Below are 20046 nucleotides of genomic sequence, written 5' to 3' on the forward strand. Positions count from 1 at the left end.
TTATTATCAATACATACAATTTCTTATTGTTTGATTTGCACTCTAATCCCTTTGCTATGTGCACTTAGCTCCGGAGCATACATGTTTTGCATTGTGGTAATTCCGTTCGAGAAATCACCTTCGTTATTGGCAATCAATTCGTATTCGAATACGTAAGTCCCACGCGGCATATAATCAGCATAAAAATTAGTGGCCAAGTCTCTCGTACTCTGATAATAGCCAAATTCACCATTATAACGGTAACCCGAAAGTGAATTTACAGGCTCGAAACCAGCTGCTCGCATATCTTTTATATGGACAAACTGCATCGGACGATCGATAGAAATTCGTAACCGTACAACTACAACATCTCCTATTTTGATAGGAGTATGCTCGGTGATATTCATCAGCATTGGACCATTAGTTGTATTTTCTTTTCTATACAAATCTTTCTGAAAAGCAATTCCGGTTTCGGCTGTTTGTATTTTATCCAAATCTTCGAAATATTGCCAATACAAAGCTCCCCAAGCAACACCTGGTGATTTTTTCTCGATTTCGACATTTCCCATTTCTGGAAGAATTTCTTTATTTGTCCAAACTTTTTTCACCATTCCGGTTCCACTTTGTGTGCTAGAAGTTGAAAAGTCAACTGGTTTGTTTCCTATAGAAATTCGAGTATTATTCTCTGCATCTAGCCAAGATTTACCTGTACCTAATAGTGCATAGACTGCTTTGGTAGTTGCTTTGGTAGAATTCCACTGATTGGTTTGTCTATTCTTCAATAACCAAACTTTCATTTTTTCTACCGACTCTTCGTCTTGGTTAATTTCTGAGAAAGCTTCTATTAATGTCGCTTGCGTTTCTACTGGTGTCGCATGCCAAGCCCAACCTGACACATTTTTCTTCCAATACATACCCATTTCATCACTGTTTACGCTAGTTTCTTTTAGGTAGTCTAGGATGCGTTTGGCTTGGTCTTTCTCTCCTATTCTTTCTAGGACTAAGGCAGCCATAGCTTGTGCCTGAAGGGACAATTGATGCGAATTGTTCTTTAGATTATTTATATAATTTGCTTTCAGTTCGTCTAATTCTTTAGGAAAAGGATAGTTATCTAGAAAGAAACTTCTTGCATAGAGATAATGGACTCCATTGTTCCAATCTGGGATATGTAGTTTTTTAGCTTTTAGCGCGTTGAAATAATTAAGTTGTTGATGATCTATGAATTTAATCATTTCTGATATGTTTTTTTCTACCGAAAGATTAAATTTAGCTAAATCTACTCCCATTTTCTTCATGCTTCCAAATCCACTCAAAATATAAGTAGTAAAAAACTCGCTTTCTAATCCGCCATCATACCAAGAAAAACCACCCGAAGCTTTTTGTTTTTGCATCAACTTCTCGAAACTAGTTTTAATTTGTTGTTGCATCGTATTCAGGTCAAACAAAACGGCAATACGCTTCATTTGCTCTTCTTCGCTCATAGAGTTTTGTACCCAAGGTGTTTCTTCGAGTATGATAGATTTTAGTTCTTGGTTGAGTGCTAGTTTGGATTTTAATTGTCCTTTTTTATTCCAATCATCAAAAACTGCTTTTATTTTCGGATTAGATGTTAGAAGTTTTTCTGAAAGTAAATTGGCGTATAAAGAACTAAAGGTTTGCTCTGAGGATTCGTTTGGGTTTTCTTTGAGATAAGGCAACGAAAATATCGCATACCAAATCGGATTATTCGTCCACTCTAACGTTAATTGATAGTTGTCGAGTGTTGTTGAGTGCTGATGGAGTAGATTTTTGAACTCGAAACTTTTTATCTGATTTTCTCTCACATACAAAGGGAGAGTTTCGGTAACCAACATACGATTTGTGACAATTGGCAAAGTAGATTCTTCTCCATCTGTGAAACCGTTTGCTTCTGCTGTTACTTTATAAGTCACAAGCTGTACATGTTCTGGGATGTTAATTTCCCAGTTTACTTCTGTCGATTGTCCTTTATTGGCCAAAAAGTCTTTCGTACTTTGGGTATTCTCAAAAACCACATCCAGTGGTTGTTGGGTAAAAGCATCTTGTAATATCAATTTAGCTTTTCCTACAAGATTTTTATCCGAAAGATTCATGATTTTAGTCGAGATTTTCATATTGTCTCCTGCTCGCAAAAATCGTGGCATATTCGGCACTACCATCAATTCTTTTTGGGTTACAATTTCTTTTTCGTAATATCCTATCTTCATGTCTTTTGTGTGTGCAAGCCCCATCATCTTCCATTTCGTTAAACTTTCTGGCACGGTAAACTCGAACTGTATATTACCTTCTTCATCCGTTTTTAACGAAGGATAGAAAAATGCTGTTTCCTGCAGATTACTACGAGTAGCAGTCACCTGACCTTTCTCTTGAAAGTTTTCTTCTGCTGCTTGCTCAATTAGTTGTTCGTTATCGGTTTGATCATATTGTACAGCATCTGCAGCGTCAGTTACTTTCATTTGTGCATTTTTTGTGACCGTTGGTAAGCCTGTTGTTTTCCCTTCTAGTGCAACGGATGCAAACATTCTATTATGTATAGAAGACCTAAAACTAAAATCAAATGTATTGATTGGGTATAGATAATAATTATATACGAAGATTGGATACAAATCATTCTTGGTCCATTGTCCAGATCTAGACATATTAAAACTTTTATTGAAAGCAAAACCTCTTTTTGGCGACGAGCTGAAGTTGTATGGAAGCATTCTCAACGAATGTTTTGTAAATTGATCTAATGAAGCATCGTACATTGTGGCAAGAAATTCTGACAAAATTTTGTCTTTTTCACTTCCTTTTATGGTAAAGGTCCATTTTTCTTTGGTTGCAGGCGATAATAAATCACGTACAGTTTTGGTGTTGATTTCTAGATTTTTATTTTCAGAGGGTATATTGATCACAATTGTACCTTGCTGTGACGAGTTATACTTCACAAATTCGTAATGCACAAACACCTTATCTCTGTAACTTGCTTCTACAGGAAACGAATACGATTTTCCTTTTTTGGTTACGGATAAGATCTCTTCATCTTTGATTTCTTCGTCTACTTCTAATCGAATTTTCAGATCAAGATAATCGGCATTTGTTGCGAAATTAATGACTACTTTATCCTTCGGTTGGAAGCTTTCTTGGTTCAACATGTATTGAAATAATTCTATCACATCACCTTTCTTTTTCGGGTTGGATAAATAAATCATCTGATAAAACTCTTCTTGCTCACCATTGACCAAAACATTCATCCGAATTGTATAATAACCCTCTTTCCAGTTCGAGACATTTGTAACTTGGATTGAATCTGAAAGTTGAGTGTTGAATTTAGTTGAGAAAACTTGTTTCCCAGTTTGCCAATTTTGTGGCTTGTCTTCATTGGCAAATGCATCGTGTGGGAAAAGTTTCTCGAACTCGGCACGGGTATATAACTCGTAATTCGTTGTGAAATTATTTTTTCTCAATGCTCTTTTCGGTGCTTCTAATTCTGTAATTGTCAAAACACCTTGGGTAGGGATTTTATTAGCATTAAGGTCGGTTGAGCTTACCACGAATTTCTCTAAATCCTTCACCGAAACTTTGTCGTCTAAACTCGCTTGAAGCATTAGATTTTTATCTCCTATCATAATCCTTTTTTCGGTAGAGTGAGTTTCACCATTGATGTCTGTAACCTCTACAATTACCCGAAAGGTATAGGTCCTAACATCGTTTTTCCCGTTTCGCTCTCTTGCCGGAGTTGCCGGAAAATGAAAAACAAATTCTCCTTGATTGTTTGTTTCTATTTGCCCGAAAATCAATTCTTCCTCTGCCTCATAGTTCGGTCGACGAGCGTTATAAAACCAATAGGGGAATATTGCCTGGCGGTAAACTCTGTATTTCACTCTAGCATTATTCATGCTTCCTCCAGAAAAAGTTTCGGCTTTACCAGAGATTTTCACGGCTGAGTTTAGCTGATACGTTTGCGTCAAATCATCCAATTGTACCAAAAATTTTGGCCGTTTGTATTCTTCTACAGAAATTGTCTTAGAACCTAAATTTTCTATATTAATGGTAAATAAACCTGTGAGCACAGAAGCCGGAAGAGAAAATGTACCGTTTACCGATCCAAACTCATTAGAAGTAAGTTCTACTTTCTGAATTTCTTTTTGGTTAGCATCCAGCAATTTTATCAATAACTTTTGTTTTGGTATTACTGCAGTTGTTTTATTTTTTTTATCCACTGTATAAGCAATTGCCTTAAAATATACCGTTTGGCCAGGTCGATAAATTGCGCGATCAGTGAACAATTCTACTTTTTTTTGTACTGTCGTGTCTCTTTTAGGTGAAAATTTGCCGTAGTTATAATCCAAATAGAAAATATTTTCATCGGCTAAACGATAATAAAATGAGTTCTTTATTTTTTTCTTAACGAATCCTTTATTGTTGGTAATTACCGTCGAGTCTAATACCATTTCGGGTTGTCGATTGACATATTTTATTGTATAGATTTCGATCGGCTTGTTGGCTTGTTTTTTACCCGTTTGTCGGTTAACAACCTGAAAAACTTGTTGATCAGAATCGTACAATATCGAATAATCTGTAACTTTCAGCTCTAAAATATTAATTTTATTGGTAGAATTTCTTTTAAAATTATCTTCTAAACTCGCCACTAGAATATATCTTCCTTTTGGTAAAGGCTTCAGCGCAAACAAAGTAGAATGCTCTAAATTATCTGTAAATTTCTTTAAATCAACCTCATAAGAATCTACTATTTTTAGTTTCGAAAGAAATTTTTCATAACTATTACCTTCTTGATAATCTTGCAATAAATGATTCCGTAATTCTTGCGACTGGATATCTTTTGCACCAATATTATAATCGTAGATTCTTATATAAAATCTCGAAGTATTTCTATGAGCAATTTGGATAGGATTCACCTGATTGGGAGTAATAAACTCATCCGTAACCAAAGAAATAGATGGATTATTGATGACGTCTAGAAATAATTTTGCATTTTTTTGTAACTCTTTATCTTTTGATTCTGACAGGATTTGCTTGAGATAGCCTAAAATCTCATTGTATTGTTCTTGCTCCGAAATCTGATTATTGTAGAGTTTAGAAACCAAGTGATACATAACTTCATACGAGTACCAATTTTTCGGATACTTTACAATCAGTTTTCGTAAGGCTTCTTTATAGTTTAATTCTCCCAATAAATCCTCTTGATGATTAATTTTCAATTCTTCCAGAAACATTTTTTGTTCTGTTGTTAATCGAGCATCGGAAGCCAACCACTCATCTATAAACTCGTTTGCCAAAGCTGCATTATTTTGTTGTAAATATTGCAATTGATTATTGGCCAAAACATCCCAAAGTGTTGGTAATAAGCGTAAACTAGCTTCTAGTTGTTTTTGTTCTTTCGTAGAATCATACGCAAAAAGTGAAAGCCAATTATTGCTTTTTTCTTTTTGCAAAAGATTTTTCTGTGCTTTAATTTGAGCATACAACTCATTATTTTTATCGATAAAATTCACTTGGCTCCAAAAACGAATATCTTCAGAAGGTGAATTTTGTACGTTGGTTCTATTTCTGAATTTCCAAGAATTTTCTACCCAATAGATAGAGTACAATTGGCGTAAATATTCTGTTAAAATAACTTTTTCTACTCCACTTGTATGATTAATTTCTTTTTCGAAATCTCGTAAAACAAAATTCACATCATCCATTTCATCTTGGGTCACAATCTGGATTTTAGCCCTTGCAAACATACCTTTGGCGACAAAAGGAGTATTATTTTCTTTTCTAGCCAAATCGATAGCTTGATTAATTTTTGGTTCCAAAGACTTGAATTTCCCTTCATCAAACTCTCGCTCTATTTCTCTCCAAATTTTGTCTAATGTGTTTTGTGCCATGGTATATGAGCTTACTATTAATGCAAATAATAGGATTAAATGTCTCATTGTTTTGTTTTTTTTAATTCTATCGTCTAGATGCAATTTACATAAAAAAGGTTGGTTCGTATTATTAAAAAAATTTTATTTCAATAAACGATTTAGAAGAAATATGATAGAATTTGGAATGAAAAAAAATAAAAATTAATAACTCTGGTACATAAATTGTACAATTACCACAAGACAATAAATAATAAAAAACGCTATTATCATGAAAAAAATAATTTTAACATTCAGTTTACTATCTGCTTCAATTTTTGCATTTGGGCAAGACATCTCTACCCCTTCTACATCTGCTGAAGTAGGTTCTTCTCCGATAAAACAAGGAAATTGGCTAGTAGGAGGTTCTATTGGATCGTTGGGATATTCATTCGAGGGTGAAAATTTCAATATTAACCTAAATCCACAAGCAGGTTATTTTATTTCGGATGGTATAGCTGTTGGTTTGACAACAAGTTTCGGACTTCAAACCGTGAAAGATGATAAAAATATCTGGAACTATCGATTAATGCCATTTGCTCGTTACTATTTCCCAGAGGGAGCAAGCTCTACAGGAAGGTTCTTTGGTCAACTCGAAGCTGGTATTACTGGAGCAGACAGAGGTGGAACTAATCATGGATCTAAAAAAGACACCTCATTTGGTTTTGGTGTAAACGGGGGTTATGCACATTTTCTTTCTCGTAACGTAGCATTGGAAGGAACAGTTGGATACAACTACTCAAAGTCTGATGCATCGAACGCAAAAGCTCAAAATGGATTGGGTGTTGCACTAGGTTTCCAGATTTATTTAGGAAAATAATCAGTAGAAATTTTTCAAAATACAATAATATTTCTTTAAAAAAGACTATCGGCCAGAGTTGATAGTCTTTTTTGATTCAAACACGAATCTTTAGATAAAATTTATTGTTTTTTTTGTTAAAACAGCTAATAATCTTCATCTTTGTAGGCCTTGTTCATTTCCTTTATCGGAAATGTAAAAATTCATATCCTAGTTAAGATAAGATAACTCTAGTAGCCTGATAAATAGTGCTAATATTATAACAACTAACTTCGTGATAGCTTGAATGAAGAAGTATTTATAAGAAGTATTTATAATAATTATAAAAACCTTGAAGACAAAAAAAATAAAATATTTAGAATTTCTTAGAGCAGAACTGATTAATGAACAAAAAAACAAGAATAATAACCAAGACAAAGTAACAATTCAAGAAATAGAAAATAAAATACAAGGCGAACAAAAGGTTTTATGGAATTACTATCTGCAAAACCCAATAGACTCCTCTAATTATGATGGGTTAGAAGATATTATTCGATATTTTGATCAGATTAATTATAAAAATCGGATTTATGAAAAAATTCTTGTTCAGAAAGCAGAATTGAACTCTCTCTTCGATAAATTGATTATTGAACAAGCGATGCAAGAAGCCAAGAAAATAGAACTAGAACTAAACCGTTTATGCAATCTTATCAATGAAAAATGTATGTAAAAAAGAATCATCTTTTCGATTTCTTGTCTCTTTATTTTTTTTACTATCTTTTGCTACGTTGATAAACTGTACGACACAATTTCCTGAAGAAAAACCTCTTTACCCATCAAATTATATCGACACAATTTCTGATCCAAAACAAGTAACCATACAACTATTAGCTATAGAAAAGCGTACATTATATTATTCTGTTGAAGCAAAAGAAACCAAAACTCCTATTTCGGTAAAAGCTTCTAATTTCTCTAGAGAAATCGATATTAATGATGATGAATTAATTATAAAACATCACCTTTTGGAAGGTAGAAAAACAAGAAAAAATCAAGAAAAAAGTTATTCTGGAAAACTTACGACTCGTCTACCCAAAAATATCAAAGAAGTAAGAATTGTGGTGTACGATCAACATTATAAAAAGATAGCACACCAAAACTTTGCCTTGTGACAAAAGACAGAAAGTACGACTATCCTATTTGATTAGGTCCTTCTAAAAGCACATCGATTAATAATTTGAAGCGTGTCTCGTATTTTGCATTAATCTCTTGATTTTCTGTAAATAAATCTGGTCTTTGTACCGGAACACTATAAGGCAAAGGCCAGGCTCTAAGTGCTTTTACAATAGATTCCATCGCATTAATGCCTTGCATTGCTTGCATCCCATCTGCCCAACTTACAAGCCCAATTCGTTTACCAGTAAGATAAGGTCTTGGCAATTTAGCACTAATTTCCAACCAATCGATAGCATTTTTCATAGCACCTGTTAGACTTCCGTGATAGAGCGGTGTAAACCAAATTTGTAAATCTGTTTCCACAAAAATTTTATTCATCTCCAAAACTTCTCTTGGTGTTTCTTTTATCGAAAAATCGAGGATAGGGATATTAGATTCGGCAATATTGAAGATTGTCGCTTCTATATTTTTTTGGGTAAGTTGAGTCTGAAAATATTTACAAATTCTTTCTGAAACTGAATTTTCTCTTCTATCGAGAGCTCCATTAAATAGTAGAACTTTCATATGATGACTTTCTGTTTATATCCTACTCAAAAACAAATAGGATTTTTTTTTGATTAACAAAGATACGCAAATCGTTTAAAAGCTCATTTACCTTCTAAAAAAGAAATGTAAAATTGCCTCTAAACGAAATGCTCCTGAACAAATAAAAATAATTAACTATATAAATGCCAAATTCTAGTGACTAAAAAACAAACAATAAAACCATAGATTATTGGTAGAAAAGTTGCTACAACAGTCCACTTCCTACTTCCGGTTTCTTTATAAATGGTATAAATCGTCGTGCTACACGGGTTGTGTAGTAAACTAAAAAGCATTAAGTTAACAGCAGTCAAGGTTGTCCATCCAGCAGTATGCAATAAAGTAGCTATCTCCCCAGAAGAACCTTCAAACATCACCCCTGCTCCTTCACCTAGAGTACTATCGCCTAACACTAAAACAGATAACATTAGAATGGTCGGTATCACAATCTCATTGGCTGGTATTGCGACAATATAGGCTAAGAGAATAACCCCATTCAGCCCAATAAATAGTCCAAAGGGATTGAGTCCGTCTATCATCCAAACTGCTAAACTATGATCCGCAATCTGAATATTAGAAATCAACCAAATAACTGCACCTGCAGGCGCTGCAAAAACAATCGCACGCCAAAGAACAATCAAAGTACGATCGATAATTGAGGTATAAATGGTTTGAAAAAAACGTGGCGGACGATACGGTGGCAATTCTAATGTAAAGAAAGAAGCCTGACCTTTTAGCAATGTTTTGGATAACAACCATGAAGTGAAAAAAGTAAAGGCAATTCCTAAAACAGCTATAAAAATTACAGCCAACATAGAAATAGTTCCCGACCATTTTGCTGGAACTAAAACTCCTAAAAAGATAGTCGCAATCAATATTTGCATTGGCCATCGACCATTGCATAATGAAAAGTTATTGGTAATAATTGCAATTAATTTTTCTCTTGGGCTATTGATAATTCTTGTAGCTACTACACCTGCTGCATTACACCCAAAACCCATGGTCATGGTTAGGGCTTGTTTTCCATGTGCGCCAGATTTTTTGAATAGTCGATCCAAATTGAAAGCTACGCGAGGTAAGTATCCAAAATCTTCTAACAATGTAAACAATGGGAAAAAAATAGCCATCGGAGGTAACATGACCGAAACTACCCAAGCCGTTGACATATAGACGCCGTCGATTAAAAAACCACTAAGCCACCACGGAAATTTTAGCGAAGCGGCACCTTGTTTTAGGAATGGATAAACATTCTCTAACAATAACTTCGATAGCAATTCTGATGGATAATTAGACCCAACAATCGTTAACCAAAGAACAACACCTAATAAAAAAAGCATAATTGGGAAACCCCAAAATCGGTGTGTAACTATTCTATCTATCGAACGATCTAAACGGAAAGAACGACGATTTTTATCTGTCGTCACATTATCGTTTACCAATTTTGCTGCCTTGCTATAGATCGCTTCCACTACATCATTTCGGTAATCATCGCCCAATTCTTTTTTATATTTTTCGGCTTGCGAAATCAAATCATACAATTCATTTTTCGAATCGATTTTTTCTTCCAAAAAACTCAAAATACTCGCATCACCTTCGATCAATCTCATTGCCAGCCAATGCGTATTGGGCAAAGTAGGAAAAAGTTTTTCTAAACGCCCCGATAAATCATTAACGGCTTTTTCTGTATTATCTGACAATTGAAAGCGTGGTATTTTTCTTGCAATAAAATCTCCTTCGGCAACTTGACGAATTGCTACTAATAATTCTGGAATTCCTTCTTTAGATCGGGCACTTGTTTCCACAACCGGAATTCCTAAATCTTTCGACAACGTGCGGCTATCAATTTCTATATGATGACGACGTGCTTCATCCATCAAATTTACACACAATACAACTTTGTTGGTAATTTCTAGAATCTGCAAAACCAACGATAAATTTCGCTCTAGACGGCTTGCATCCACTACAACAACCGTAACATCTGGCTGTCCAAATAGTACAAAATCACGAGCAATTTGTTCATCATCAGAAGTTGATAACAACGAATAAGTTCCAGGGAGATCTATAATTTTATAGGTTTTGTTATGATAAGAAAAACTCCCTTCGGCGCGGGTTACTGTTTTGCCGGGCCAATTGCCAGTATGTTGTTTTAGGCCGGTGAGTGAATTGAAAACTGTACTTTTCCCTGTATTTGGGTTTCCGGCTAAAGCAATGGTAAAGTCGAACTTACCCGAAAAATCACCAAGTTTTTTTAGATCAGATGAATAGTTAAATTCGCAAATTTCACAGGCTATATTGGGCTTCATAGTTTACTTTTTCAGATCAATCAATACTTTTACTGCATCTTCTTTCCTCAATGAAATCAAAGTATCATGGATAGAATAAGCTATCGGATCACCGAGTGGACTAATATACCGGATAGAAATCTCTGCACCGCGAACAAAACCTAAATCGAGTAAGCGTTGGCGAACTTCTTGCCTGCACTCGGTACTTAAATTTTGAATAATCCCGACTTGTCCTTTTTCTAATAATCCTAAATGCATTGTTTTGATTGCTTTTTATACTTTACTTAGTTTAGCAAAATTACAAAATTAGAATCATCTAACAATATGAATTGACATTTATTTTTCCTTCGATTGTTTTTTTTATCCATTCTAATAAAAACACCACAAAAGATAATAGAGGTTTTTGTACTATTTTATGATTATTTTAGAGTAAATTCACCTTTTTAGAAAGCATACAGAAATGTCAAAATTTATAGATAAAGTAGTTGATGAACTGCTCAAGGATACTGAAAAATTATTACAGACGACATTGGTTCTACCCGGAAAAAGACCAATGCTGTTTTTTAAAAAAGCTTTTCAGCAAAAAACATCACAAGTCGTTCTACCTAAAATGATTAGCATAGAAGAATTTGTTTCCGAAATGGCGAATGTGCAACTAATTTCTGGTTTATCGCTTTGGTTTTTTGCTTACAATTCCTACGAAAAAGTTTTTCCAGATTTAGAAACTTTTGATGATTTCTTGAAGTGGGCACCTACAACCCTCAAGGACTTTGATGATCTTGATGCCTCTTTAGTCGATACGGATCATTTTTTTGAATACATGGTTTCGATAGAACGAATAAAAAATTGGGGACTGGAAATTGGAGAAGCCGATAAACACACATTAATTCAGCGTCACTTAGAGTTTAATGAACGTGTAAAATTGTTTTATAATCAATTTAGAAAAGATTTATTGACCGAAAAAAAAGCCTATTATGGATTAGCAAATAGACTTGCGGCCGAGCAAATTAATCAAGCTATAAACTCGCCTATAGAATATGTTTTTGCTGGCTTCAATGCACTTACAAAAGCAGAAGAGGCCATATTATTTGGATTGGAAAATGAACAAAAAGCAAAAATATTCTGGGATGCTGATGAATATTATTTACAGCCACAGCAAGAGTCTGGTGCATTTTTACGAAGACACAAAAAGAAAACAAAAAAACAATGGTCATGGACATTTAATGATTTCGCTTCTCCAAAACAAATCCAAGTCACAGGAATTAGTAAAAACGTTGCACAAGCAAAATATGTTAACGAACTACTCAGACATAAAACCGAAGAAGAACTAAAAAATACTGCTTTAATTTTGGCAGATGAAATGTTGTTACCTGCTTTGCTAAATGCAATGCCAAACAATGTAAAACACATCAATATATCGATGGGAATTCCACTGAAGAACATTCCTTTAGCTCATTTTTTCAAGTCTATTTTAGAGTTGCATATGAACCGAGAAAAACTAGGAAACTCTACAGCTTTTTACTTCAAAAACATATTGGATATTCTAGAGAATCCGTCGCTAAAAATTTTTCATTGCAAAAATGACGAGCAATTAATTGCAATTATACATTCCCAAAACAAAGTTTTCAGTTCAGTGAAATTCTTACAAGATTTTTTAATTGATTCGATTTTTAGCCCCTTATTTTCGAGACCAAACAATCTAAACGATTTATTGTCTATTATAGAAAAGTTCATAGCAGACTTATTCGTAAACCCCAAAATAGACAATGACTTGATGCGCGAATATTTATTCTATTTTCAACAAATTTTCACAAGTTTACGCACAGAAATTGCTACTCTAAAAGCTTCAACTAGTTTTAGAACATTGTATCTTTTGTATCAAAAACTATTACAAAGTGAAACTTTAAGTTTCATAGGAGAACCACTTGATGGATTGCAAGTTATGGGTTTATTAGAAACACGATTAATTAATTTTGATCATCTAATTATGACCTCTGTAAATGATGGTATATTGCCACTCGGGCGACAAAACAATACATTTATTCCGTACGATATCCGAAAGGAAAAAGGCCTTAATACATTTACAGAAAATGATGCGATTTATGCGTATCATTTTTACCGCTTATTATCACGTGCAAAAACAGTACATTTCCTTTACAATACAGATTCGGATGCGATGGGATCAGGAGAAAAAAGTCGATTTTTAGAACAAATTGCTTATGAAAGCTCACACGAAGTTGTGATTAATTACGCAAAACCGCATTTCGAAATTATCCCAAAAAATAAATTAGTGATACCAAAAACGCCCAAAACGATGGAGAAACTTATCGACTGGGCAGAAAATATCGGAATTTCACCCACCTTACTATCAACCTATATTCGTAATCCGATTGAGTTTTATGAACGAGTAATTTTATCGAACGATGAAACAGAAGAGGCCGAAGAAACAATTAGTGCGAAGACACTGGGAAAAATCGTACACGGTACTCTAGAAACTTTATACCAAGATTATCTTAATATCGCTCTACATGAAAAAGATTTTGAAGAAATAAAAAATAAAGTTGATGAGGTTTTAGAAGCCAACTTAAAAAAAGAGTACAAAGAAGGTGAACTAGATAGAGGCGAAAACTTACTCATCAAAAATGTAGCTAGAAAAATCGTCGAAGGCGTTTTACAGCGTGATAAAAAAATAGCACAAGAGAATGAATTGGTGATTTTATTTCTTGAGAAAAAATACAATTTCTTGATGGATATTGGTGATCGGAAAGTAAAAGTAAAAGGATTTATCGACCGGATAGATTCTGTAAATGGGACAAAACGAATAATCGATTATAAAACAGGAAAAATCGACAACCTAAATTTAGCTTCGGACAAGATAGAAGAGGTTTTCGAGATGGATAATAAAGCCAAATATTTACAATTGATAACTTATGCACACCTGTACTATAATGAAATTCAACAACAAGAAGAAGAAATTCAGTTGAGTATCTACCCGATCAAATTTCTAAACAAAGAACCTATTTACCTCCATTACAACAAAAGTACAATGATAACTTATAAAATTGTAGAAGACAGCTTGACTTATTTCCAAAATCTAATCCGAGAAATATTAAATCCAGAAATCCCTTTTGAAGAAAAAATAAATAATTAACGAAATTCTACAACAATTTCTTAATTTCACGCACAGAAATTATATTATGAAAAACAACAAACTTTTTTTAGCCATTATTTTCAGTCTCATTGGCGGTATAATCTTAGGAGGAGGCGTTTTCTATGTATTCCCAGAAAGTGCAGATTCTTTTTCTAAAAACATTAAACTCTTAGGTACTATATTTATTCGTTTGGTCCAAATGATTATTGCACCCTTGGTATTTTCTACCCTCGTTGTCGGAATTGCCAAAATGGGCGACATGAAACTTGTAGGACGTGTCGGTGGAAAAGCAATGGGTTGGTTCCTTACTGCCTCATTGGTTTCATTAACAATAGGTTTAATCATTGTCAACTTAGTACAACCAGGTAATAATATGAACCTCTCGATAAGTAGTCTAGATGCTGCCGACTTGCTCAAGAACTCTACCTCTGCCCTAACACTAGAACATTTTGTGGCACATACGATTCCGAAAAGTGTTTTCGAAGCCTTCGCAACCAATGAAATTCTACAAATAGTTGTATTCTCTATCTTCTTTGGTGTTGCCCTAGCAGCCTATGGCAAAGAAGGTGAAATGCTAACCAATGCATTGGAAAAAGTATCTCATGTAGTCCTAAAAATGGTCGAATACATCATGTGGACTGCCCCACTAGGTGTTTTTGGTGCAATTGCAGCTGCTATTGCCAAACATGGATTCGGTGTATTCATCATGTATGGAAAATTCTTAGTAGCATTTGTTCTAGGTATAGCGCTACTATGGATAGTCCTGATTTTTGTGGGCTATCTAATTTTAGGAAAACAAAAGCTAGTATCTTTGCTACTACATATCAAAGAACCCCTGTTAATAGCATTTTCTACCACAAGTAGTGAGGCCGTTTTCCCTAAACTAGTAGAAGTACTAGAAGATTACGGAGCCGATAAAAAAGTTATATCCTTCACCCTTCCGCTTGGCTATTCATTCAACTTAGATGGAAGTATGATGTATATGACATTTGCAAGTATATTCATAGCACAAGTTTACAACATCCACATGCCAATAGAAAAACAAATCTTGATGCTAATGGTATTGATGCTGACAAGTAAAGGTGTTGCAGGAGTACCTCGTGCCTCGTTGATCGTTGTCATTGCAACCTGTTCTATGTTCGGAATTCCGCCAGAAGGAATTGCACTAATCCTACCTATCGACCATTTTTGTGATATGGCAAGAAGTATGACGAATGTTTTAGGAAATGCTTTGTCAACAGCTTCTATCAGCAAATGGGAACAAAAACATTTGGTAGATGCCGAAAATAATCTAAACTCTTAAACGCAAAAAAATGAAACTAGAACACATCGGAATTGCTATTCAGTCTCTAGAACAATCTAACGACTTATTCTCTAAACTTCTCGGACATACACCATATAAAGAAGAACTTGTAGAATCGGAACATGTATTAACGTCATTTTTTTCGGTAGGAAACACCAAAATAGAGTTACTTGAAGCAACGAACGAAAAGAGTGCAATTGCAAAATACCTTACAAAAAATCGAGAAGGTGTACATCATCTAGCCTTCGGGGTTGAAAATCTAGAATACGAAATTAATCGACTAAAAAAAGAAGGTTTCGAATTTATCAACGAAACGCCTAAAGAGGGAGCAGACAATAAGTTAGTCGTTTTTTTACACCCAAAAACCACCAATGGAGTATTGGTTGAACTCTGTATGGATAAAAAATAATTTTGTAATTAAAAAAATATGTTATAATATTGCACTCGAATTAAGCATCAGACCCCAAGTGGCTGGGGTTGTTTACCGCTAAAATTCAGGTCCCATAACTCAGCTGGTTAGAGTAGCTGACTCATAATCAGCAAGTCGTTGGTTCGAGCCCAACTGGGACCACTTCCTGAAAAAAGCGTTTACTTTTTGTAAACGCTTTTTTTTTTTATTCTTCATCTCCTACTAAACAGACTAATGTAAGTTTATATACTTTTTTATTTAAAAAAAATTCATAAAATCCATTGTTAATAAAAAACATATTCCTACCTTATCAGGTACCAAATAAAAACTTTAACGATGAAAAAACTTTACTCCTTGGCACTGGTTATTTTTTTATATTCTAATTTTGCCATTGCACAAATCTATAAAGTAGAAATCTTGGGCGAAGGCTATAATACACCTACAAGCATAACACTTCAGCCAGACGGTAAAATCATTATAGCAGATCAAGAACTCGGAATACTTCGGATGGATGGAGACGGAACCAATTTGGAAACAGTTGGCTCTGGTTTCAAAAATCCATGGGATGTAGCCTACACGAAGAACGACAAAATTGCCGTAGCAGATTATAATGGAAACGCCGTAAAACTAATGAATGCAGATGGAACAGATATCCAAACAATCGGATCAGGATTCTATAATCCCTATTCTGTGACTGTGGACAACCAAAACAGACTGCTAATAACTGACAACTTCAATACCCAAGTGAAACGGATGAATATCGACGGAAGCAACATTCAAATACTCCAAGATCAATTCTTTAGTCCAAGAAAAACAGCAATAGAAAATGATGGCAAAATTCTAGTATGCAATACCGGCAACAGCGAAATTATTCGTATGAACGAAGACGGCAGCAATCTAGAAAAAATAGGCCACGGCTTCTCGTATCCTTATAGTATAGCTATACAACCTGATGGCAAAATCGTAGTAGCCGACACCTTCAACAGGCAAGTGAAACGAATGAATGCCGATGGAAGCAACATTGAAATTCTGGCAAATGACCTCAATTATCCATCTTCTGTAGCCATCGAAGCGAATGGTGATATCTTGGTAGTAGAATTCGGTTCCCAGCTTATTAAACGTATTGTGATGAGTTCGATGGGTACGTCTGAAAATTCTGTCGAAAAAATAGAGACAAAAATTTACCCGAATCCTGCTAAGAATTTTGTAATTGTTGATGCAAAAAATGAAAAAAATGCAACGCTTAGTATTTATACTCTCGACGGAAAATTAGTACACACAGAAAACCTTAATTCTGGCGAAAACAAAATAAATGTTAGCAAACTTACTCGTGGTCTATACCTGATAAAAATTCTTTCTAAGAAGGGTACTACTATCCAAAAGCTAATTAAAGATTAAATCGTATAAACCCATAAAACATTATTATAGTATAGACAGAACAAAGAAATTATTCTGTATTTTCTATACCAATCGTTTTCTTTACGTTTATTGTAAACATTTCTTTTGACCAGTATTGTTTTTTACATGAACAAAAAAACAACTTCTTATAATTTCTTAAATTCGGTAAGATTTCCATTGGTGTCGGTTTGCACTATATAGTCTTCACGGGCCGCATCAATGGTTGTTTGCCATTTCTGGTTGTGCAGATAATAGTAAACATTTTTTGGTTTATTGGCTCCTTCTATGGTTTTCATCTTTTCTTTGGCAACCAAAAACAGTATGTTGGCAGTGGAAAAATCAACAAGCGGTTGGGTCTTTTTAGATATACGGTGTGATTTTACAGGATCGCCCTTTACCCATTTGAATTCGTTTTTTACTTTCCTGTAGGTATAATTATCTACATATTCTGGATTTTCGGGGTCAACCAAATCCAAATAAACCATGTTTTGATTAATCATGATAGCACCTCCCGAAATCTGCAGCTGCTTGTTTGGGAAAAGATCTTGCAGTTCCTGCTGAATGGCTTTGAGCTTATCGGGATCGGCAAGAAAGTTTTTTGGAGCTTCTTTCAACTCGTTTATTCTATTTTTCATGGGTTCCACAAAATTGATTTCTTTATATTCCTGTAAAATTCTCAAAGTTGTAGGATCCTCCAATTCTTTTTCCTGCATGAGTTTCAGAGCTTCGTTGTAGAGGTACTCGGCTAATTTTTCTTTCTCTTCATTATCAACAAAACCAGGCGTATTATATATTCGTTCCAGTTTGGTTTGTTTGTCTTCATTGAAGGTATCGTGATAGGCTTCTTTTATTTTGTCGGAGGAAGTCACTGCCAAAAATCCACCAATAAAAAATACAATAGCAATATTTCGTTTCATGTTTTATTATTATAAATTCTTTATAGTGTTTTGATTTTTCTGTGTTCGATGTTATTGCTGTATGGGTAATTTCTACGAAACAGTTACGAACGGAAGGAAAGCATTAAAATCCCCAATTATGATTTTTGAAAATGATTTTATGACCAATCGTAAGTGAATAATACAATCCGGTTTTCGGGTTCGTAAAATATCATAATAGCATCGGCACCTTCCGAGCAGTAGTTATATCCGGCAACTTCCCCAACATACATCAACTCTTTTCCCTGATAAGAAATCGAGATGCCGTCGCTGTCTGAATCTTCGGGTGGAGTTTCGAAATTCATTTCAAATGCAGACGGAATATCTACGGTATCTACCCAATTGCCCCCTAAAATTTCGCCGCCCAGTCTGTCGATAAAATTCAGAGCGTCGGGATAGTCTTGCCAAGACAGCAGTTGTCCTTTTTCCTTGTATTTGGATTTTACGGTTTGGAAGGTATCCCGCATGGTTTGTATGTGTTCTGCCAAATCTTCGTCGCATTCCGATAAAGAAAGGAAATAGTCTTTATCGGCTAAAAAATTATATTTATTATCCGTGGTCAGTTTGAATGCAATCCAATTTTCTGCACAAAACTCATTGTGAAATTCTTCTGTTTCTTCGCCGAGAAGCCCGTCTGCTGGCTCAACCGGATTAAGAAAATGCACTACCGTTCCTGCCAAATCGGTGCGTAATATTCCTAAATCCACCGAAATCAAGGGCAGGAAACAATCGTTCAACCAGGATTGTTCTGCCACGAATACCTCTTCGGGAAAAGGAGTTAAACCGTCTTTTAATTCGCTGATGTCTTCTTCGCAGAAGTTTATTTTGTTTTCCATATTTTTCCTTTTTAGTATTCAAAATTTTATTTCCGTTTTATCGTTATGTTTCTGCAATTCCACCCATCTTTACCAATTGATTATCCACGAATTTGAATTCAAGCCCATGTTCTGTATCCAAAAGGTATCTGATGGATAACCGGAGTATTTTGCCACCCGAAACTCTCAAAGCCGTCATGTCTTTAATGGCGTCGTTGTGTTTTTCTACACTGTCGATATTTAGTGCTGGTTTCCCAGATTTATCAGGATTTTCGTAGAAATGTGCATATAATTCTAAATATCTTTCAAACGCTTTATTCTGGATGCTTTGGAGTTTACTCTCAATATCCTCAATAAACATTTGGTAGGTTTCTGCAAATTCCGTCAGTTGCTGTTCGGTAGGGAAATCTTCTATTTCTTCGCCGTCTTCATCGCCCAAAAAAATTTCAATATTTTGTTCGTTAAAAAACGGGTGAGAAAAAGTAATATCGGAAGTAAACTCTGCCCAATCATCTTCTTTTATCGTTCCCCAAAATTTGTGCGTCATTATTTTTTTAATTTAGAAGTTAAAGTTTTATCTCCGTTCTATCGTGATTCATCAGCACTATGTAAGCAAATGAGAAGCAATTACCATATCAGTGTGAGACTTATGAAAAGTTTGGCATTGATTAAATCCCGTTAAATCAAAAAGTTGAAATTATTGTTTAACCTCCCGAAAATCAATTTTTAAACCTTGATTTTCTACCTGTTGTTTGAACAACTCTGTAAATCCTACAATATTTTGTCTGGATGTGTTTTTAACACAATAAACAGTATTGTGAATCTCTTTCATAAATACTGGCGTTTCTACAAAAGGCTCATCTTCATCCCCCAACCACTCATCATATTCTGATTTCTCTTCATTTAAAATACTTTGAATGTTGGTTATTTTCCCAATATAACAATTAATGATTTCATTATCTACCATTAGCTCTGCTTCAAAAAACTGCATTTCGTCTTTGAGTAGAAGATTCATTTTTTCATAAAAATCAGTAGAAAACACCAACAGACTATCTATGCTGTCATATTTATCAGTAAGTTTAATATTCTTAGTGTTAAAACCTTCCTGTCCCCTAAATTTAGGCTTGGTATTTAGTTCGCCTTCATCATATAAGAAATAAAATTTTATCTCCGTTCTATCGCGATTCATCAGCTCTATGTAAGCCTCTGAATTGAGCAGTTTACTGTAAATGGAATATAGTTTCATTTTTCTTGTATCATTATGGTTTTGAACTCGTTGGAAAACAAAACATTGAGTTCGTTTTCATTGAAGGTATCGTGATAGGCTTCTTT

At 34.5% G+C, this 20046-nt stretch carries 15 protein-coding genes and 1 tRNA gene; 8 read left to right on the forward strand and 8 right to left on the reverse strand.

Features of this window, described 5'->3' with window-relative positions; genetic code table 11:
• Positions 1-23: 23 nt before the first annotated feature.
• Entirely contained in the window at positions 24-5918 is a 5895-nt protein-coding gene (locus HMPREF2660_RS07700) for an alpha-2-macroglobulin family protein (RefSeq protein WP_141743567.1), read from the reverse strand.
• Positions 5919-6120: 202 nt separating this feature from the next.
• Between HMPREF2660_RS07700 and HMPREF2660_RS07710 the strand changes: the two genes are divergently transcribed.
• The 3 genes from HMPREF2660_RS07710 to HMPREF2660_RS07720 all read left to right on the forward strand — a co-directional run bounded on the left by HMPREF2660_RS07710 (position 6121) and on the right by HMPREF2660_RS07720 (position 7835).
• Positions 6121-6708: an outer membrane beta-barrel protein gene (locus HMPREF2660_RS07710; RefSeq protein ID WP_013597153.1), complete on the forward strand. Its 588-nt coding sequence runs from the start codon at positions 6121-6123 to the stop codon at positions 6706-6708.
• A gap of 310 nt (positions 6709-7018) precedes the next feature.
• Positions 7019-7396, forward strand: coding sequence for a hypothetical protein (locus tag HMPREF2660_RS07715; RefSeq protein WP_070486486.1), 378 nt, complete (start codon positions 7019-7021; stop codon positions 7394-7396).
• Positions 7380-7835: a hypothetical protein gene (locus HMPREF2660_RS07720; RefSeq protein WP_013597155.1), complete on the forward strand. Its 456-nt coding sequence runs from the start codon at positions 7380-7382 to the stop codon at positions 7833-7835. Before HMPREF2660_RS07715 ends, HMPREF2660_RS07720 begins: the two co-directional genes overlap by 17 nt.
• 19 nt (positions 7836-7854) lie before the next feature.
• Here HMPREF2660_RS07720 and HMPREF2660_RS07725 read toward each other — a convergent pair whose 3' ends face one another.
• The 3 genes from HMPREF2660_RS07725 to HMPREF2660_RS07735 all read right to left on the reverse strand — a co-directional run bounded on the left by HMPREF2660_RS07725 (position 7855) and on the right by HMPREF2660_RS07735 (position 10961).
• Positions 7855-8403 carry an NADPH-dependent FMN reductase gene (locus HMPREF2660_RS07725; RefSeq protein WP_013597156.1) on the reverse strand — a complete coding sequence of 183 codons (549 nt, stop codon included), beginning with the start codon at positions 8401-8403 and terminating at the stop codon, positions 7855-7857.
• Between the two features lie 152 nt (positions 8404-8555).
• A complete protein-coding gene (gene feoB / locus HMPREF2660_RS07730) occupies positions 8556-10724 on the reverse strand; it encodes a ferrous iron transport protein B (protein ID WP_070486488.1) in 2169 nt (722 codons plus the stop codon).
• Between the two features lie 3 nt (positions 10725-10727).
• Positions 10728-10961, reverse strand: a complete 234-nt coding sequence (locus HMPREF2660_RS07735) for a FeoA family protein (RefSeq protein ID WP_013597158.1) — start codon at positions 10959-10961, stop codon at positions 10728-10730.
• A 202-nt stretch (positions 10962-11163) separates the two neighbouring features.
• Here HMPREF2660_RS07735 and HMPREF2660_RS07740 point away from each other — a divergent pair, with 202 nt between their 5' ends.
• The 5 genes from HMPREF2660_RS07740 (at position 11164) to HMPREF2660_RS07760 (ending at position 16964) form a co-directional block, all read left to right on the forward strand.
• Complete coding sequence (locus HMPREF2660_RS07740) at positions 11164-13854, forward strand: PD-(D/E)XK nuclease family protein (protein WP_013597159.1); 2691 nt, start codon at positions 11164-11166, stop codon at positions 13852-13854.
• 46 nt (positions 13855-13900) lie between these two features.
• Entirely contained in the window at positions 13901-15157 is a 1257-nt protein-coding gene (locus HMPREF2660_RS07745; protein ID WP_070486490.1) for a dicarboxylate/amino acid:cation symporter, read from the forward strand.
• A gap of 10 nt (positions 15158-15167) precedes the next feature.
• Positions 15168-15566, forward strand: a complete 399-nt coding sequence (gene mce / locus HMPREF2660_RS07750; RefSeq protein WP_013597161.1) for a methylmalonyl-CoA epimerase — start codon at positions 15168-15170, stop codon at positions 15564-15566.
• An 88-nt stretch (positions 15567-15654) separates the two neighbouring features.
• A tRNA-Ile gene (locus HMPREF2660_RS07755) sits at positions 15655-15728 on the forward strand.
• A gap of 174 nt (positions 15729-15902) precedes the next feature.
• Positions 15903-16964 (forward strand): T9SS type A sorting domain-containing protein, encoded by a 1062-nt coding sequence (locus HMPREF2660_RS07760; RefSeq protein WP_070486492.1) that lies wholly within the window; start codon positions 15903-15905, stop codon positions 16962-16964.
• A 146-nt stretch (positions 16965-17110) separates the two neighbouring features.
• On the opposite strand, the gene HMPREF2660_RS07765 is transcribed toward HMPREF2660_RS07760, so the two are convergent.
• The 4 genes from HMPREF2660_RS07765 to HMPREF2660_RS07780 all read right to left on the reverse strand — a co-directional run bounded on the left by HMPREF2660_RS07765 (position 17111) and on the right by HMPREF2660_RS07780 (position 19960).
• Entirely contained in the window at positions 17111-17881 is a 771-nt protein-coding gene (locus tag HMPREF2660_RS07765; protein ID WP_070486494.1) for a hypothetical protein, read from the reverse strand.
• A gap of 137 nt (positions 17882-18018) precedes the next feature.
• Positions 18019-18654 carry an enolase gene (locus tag HMPREF2660_RS07770; RefSeq protein ID WP_141743568.1) on the reverse strand — a complete coding sequence of 212 codons (636 nt, stop codon included), beginning with the start codon at positions 18652-18654 and terminating at the stop codon, positions 18019-18021.
• A 124-nt stretch (positions 18655-18778) separates the two neighbouring features.
• Positions 18779-19261 (reverse strand): DUF6985 domain-containing protein, encoded by a 483-nt coding sequence (locus HMPREF2660_RS07775; protein WP_013597166.1) that lies wholly within the window; start codon positions 19259-19261, stop codon positions 18779-18781.
• Between the two features lie 150 nt (positions 19262-19411).
• Positions 19412-19960 carry a hypothetical protein gene (locus tag HMPREF2660_RS07780; protein ID WP_013597167.1) on the reverse strand — a complete coding sequence of 183 codons (549 nt, stop codon included), beginning with the start codon at positions 19958-19960 and terminating at the stop codon, positions 19412-19414.
• Positions 19961-20046 lie beyond the last annotated feature (86 nt).

Origin of the sequence: Weeksella sp. HMSC059D05, from assembly GCF_001809725.1 — a bacterium.
GTDB classification, from domain to species: Bacteria; Bacteroidota; Bacteroidia; order Flavobacteriales; family Weeksellaceae; genus Weeksella; species Weeksella virosa.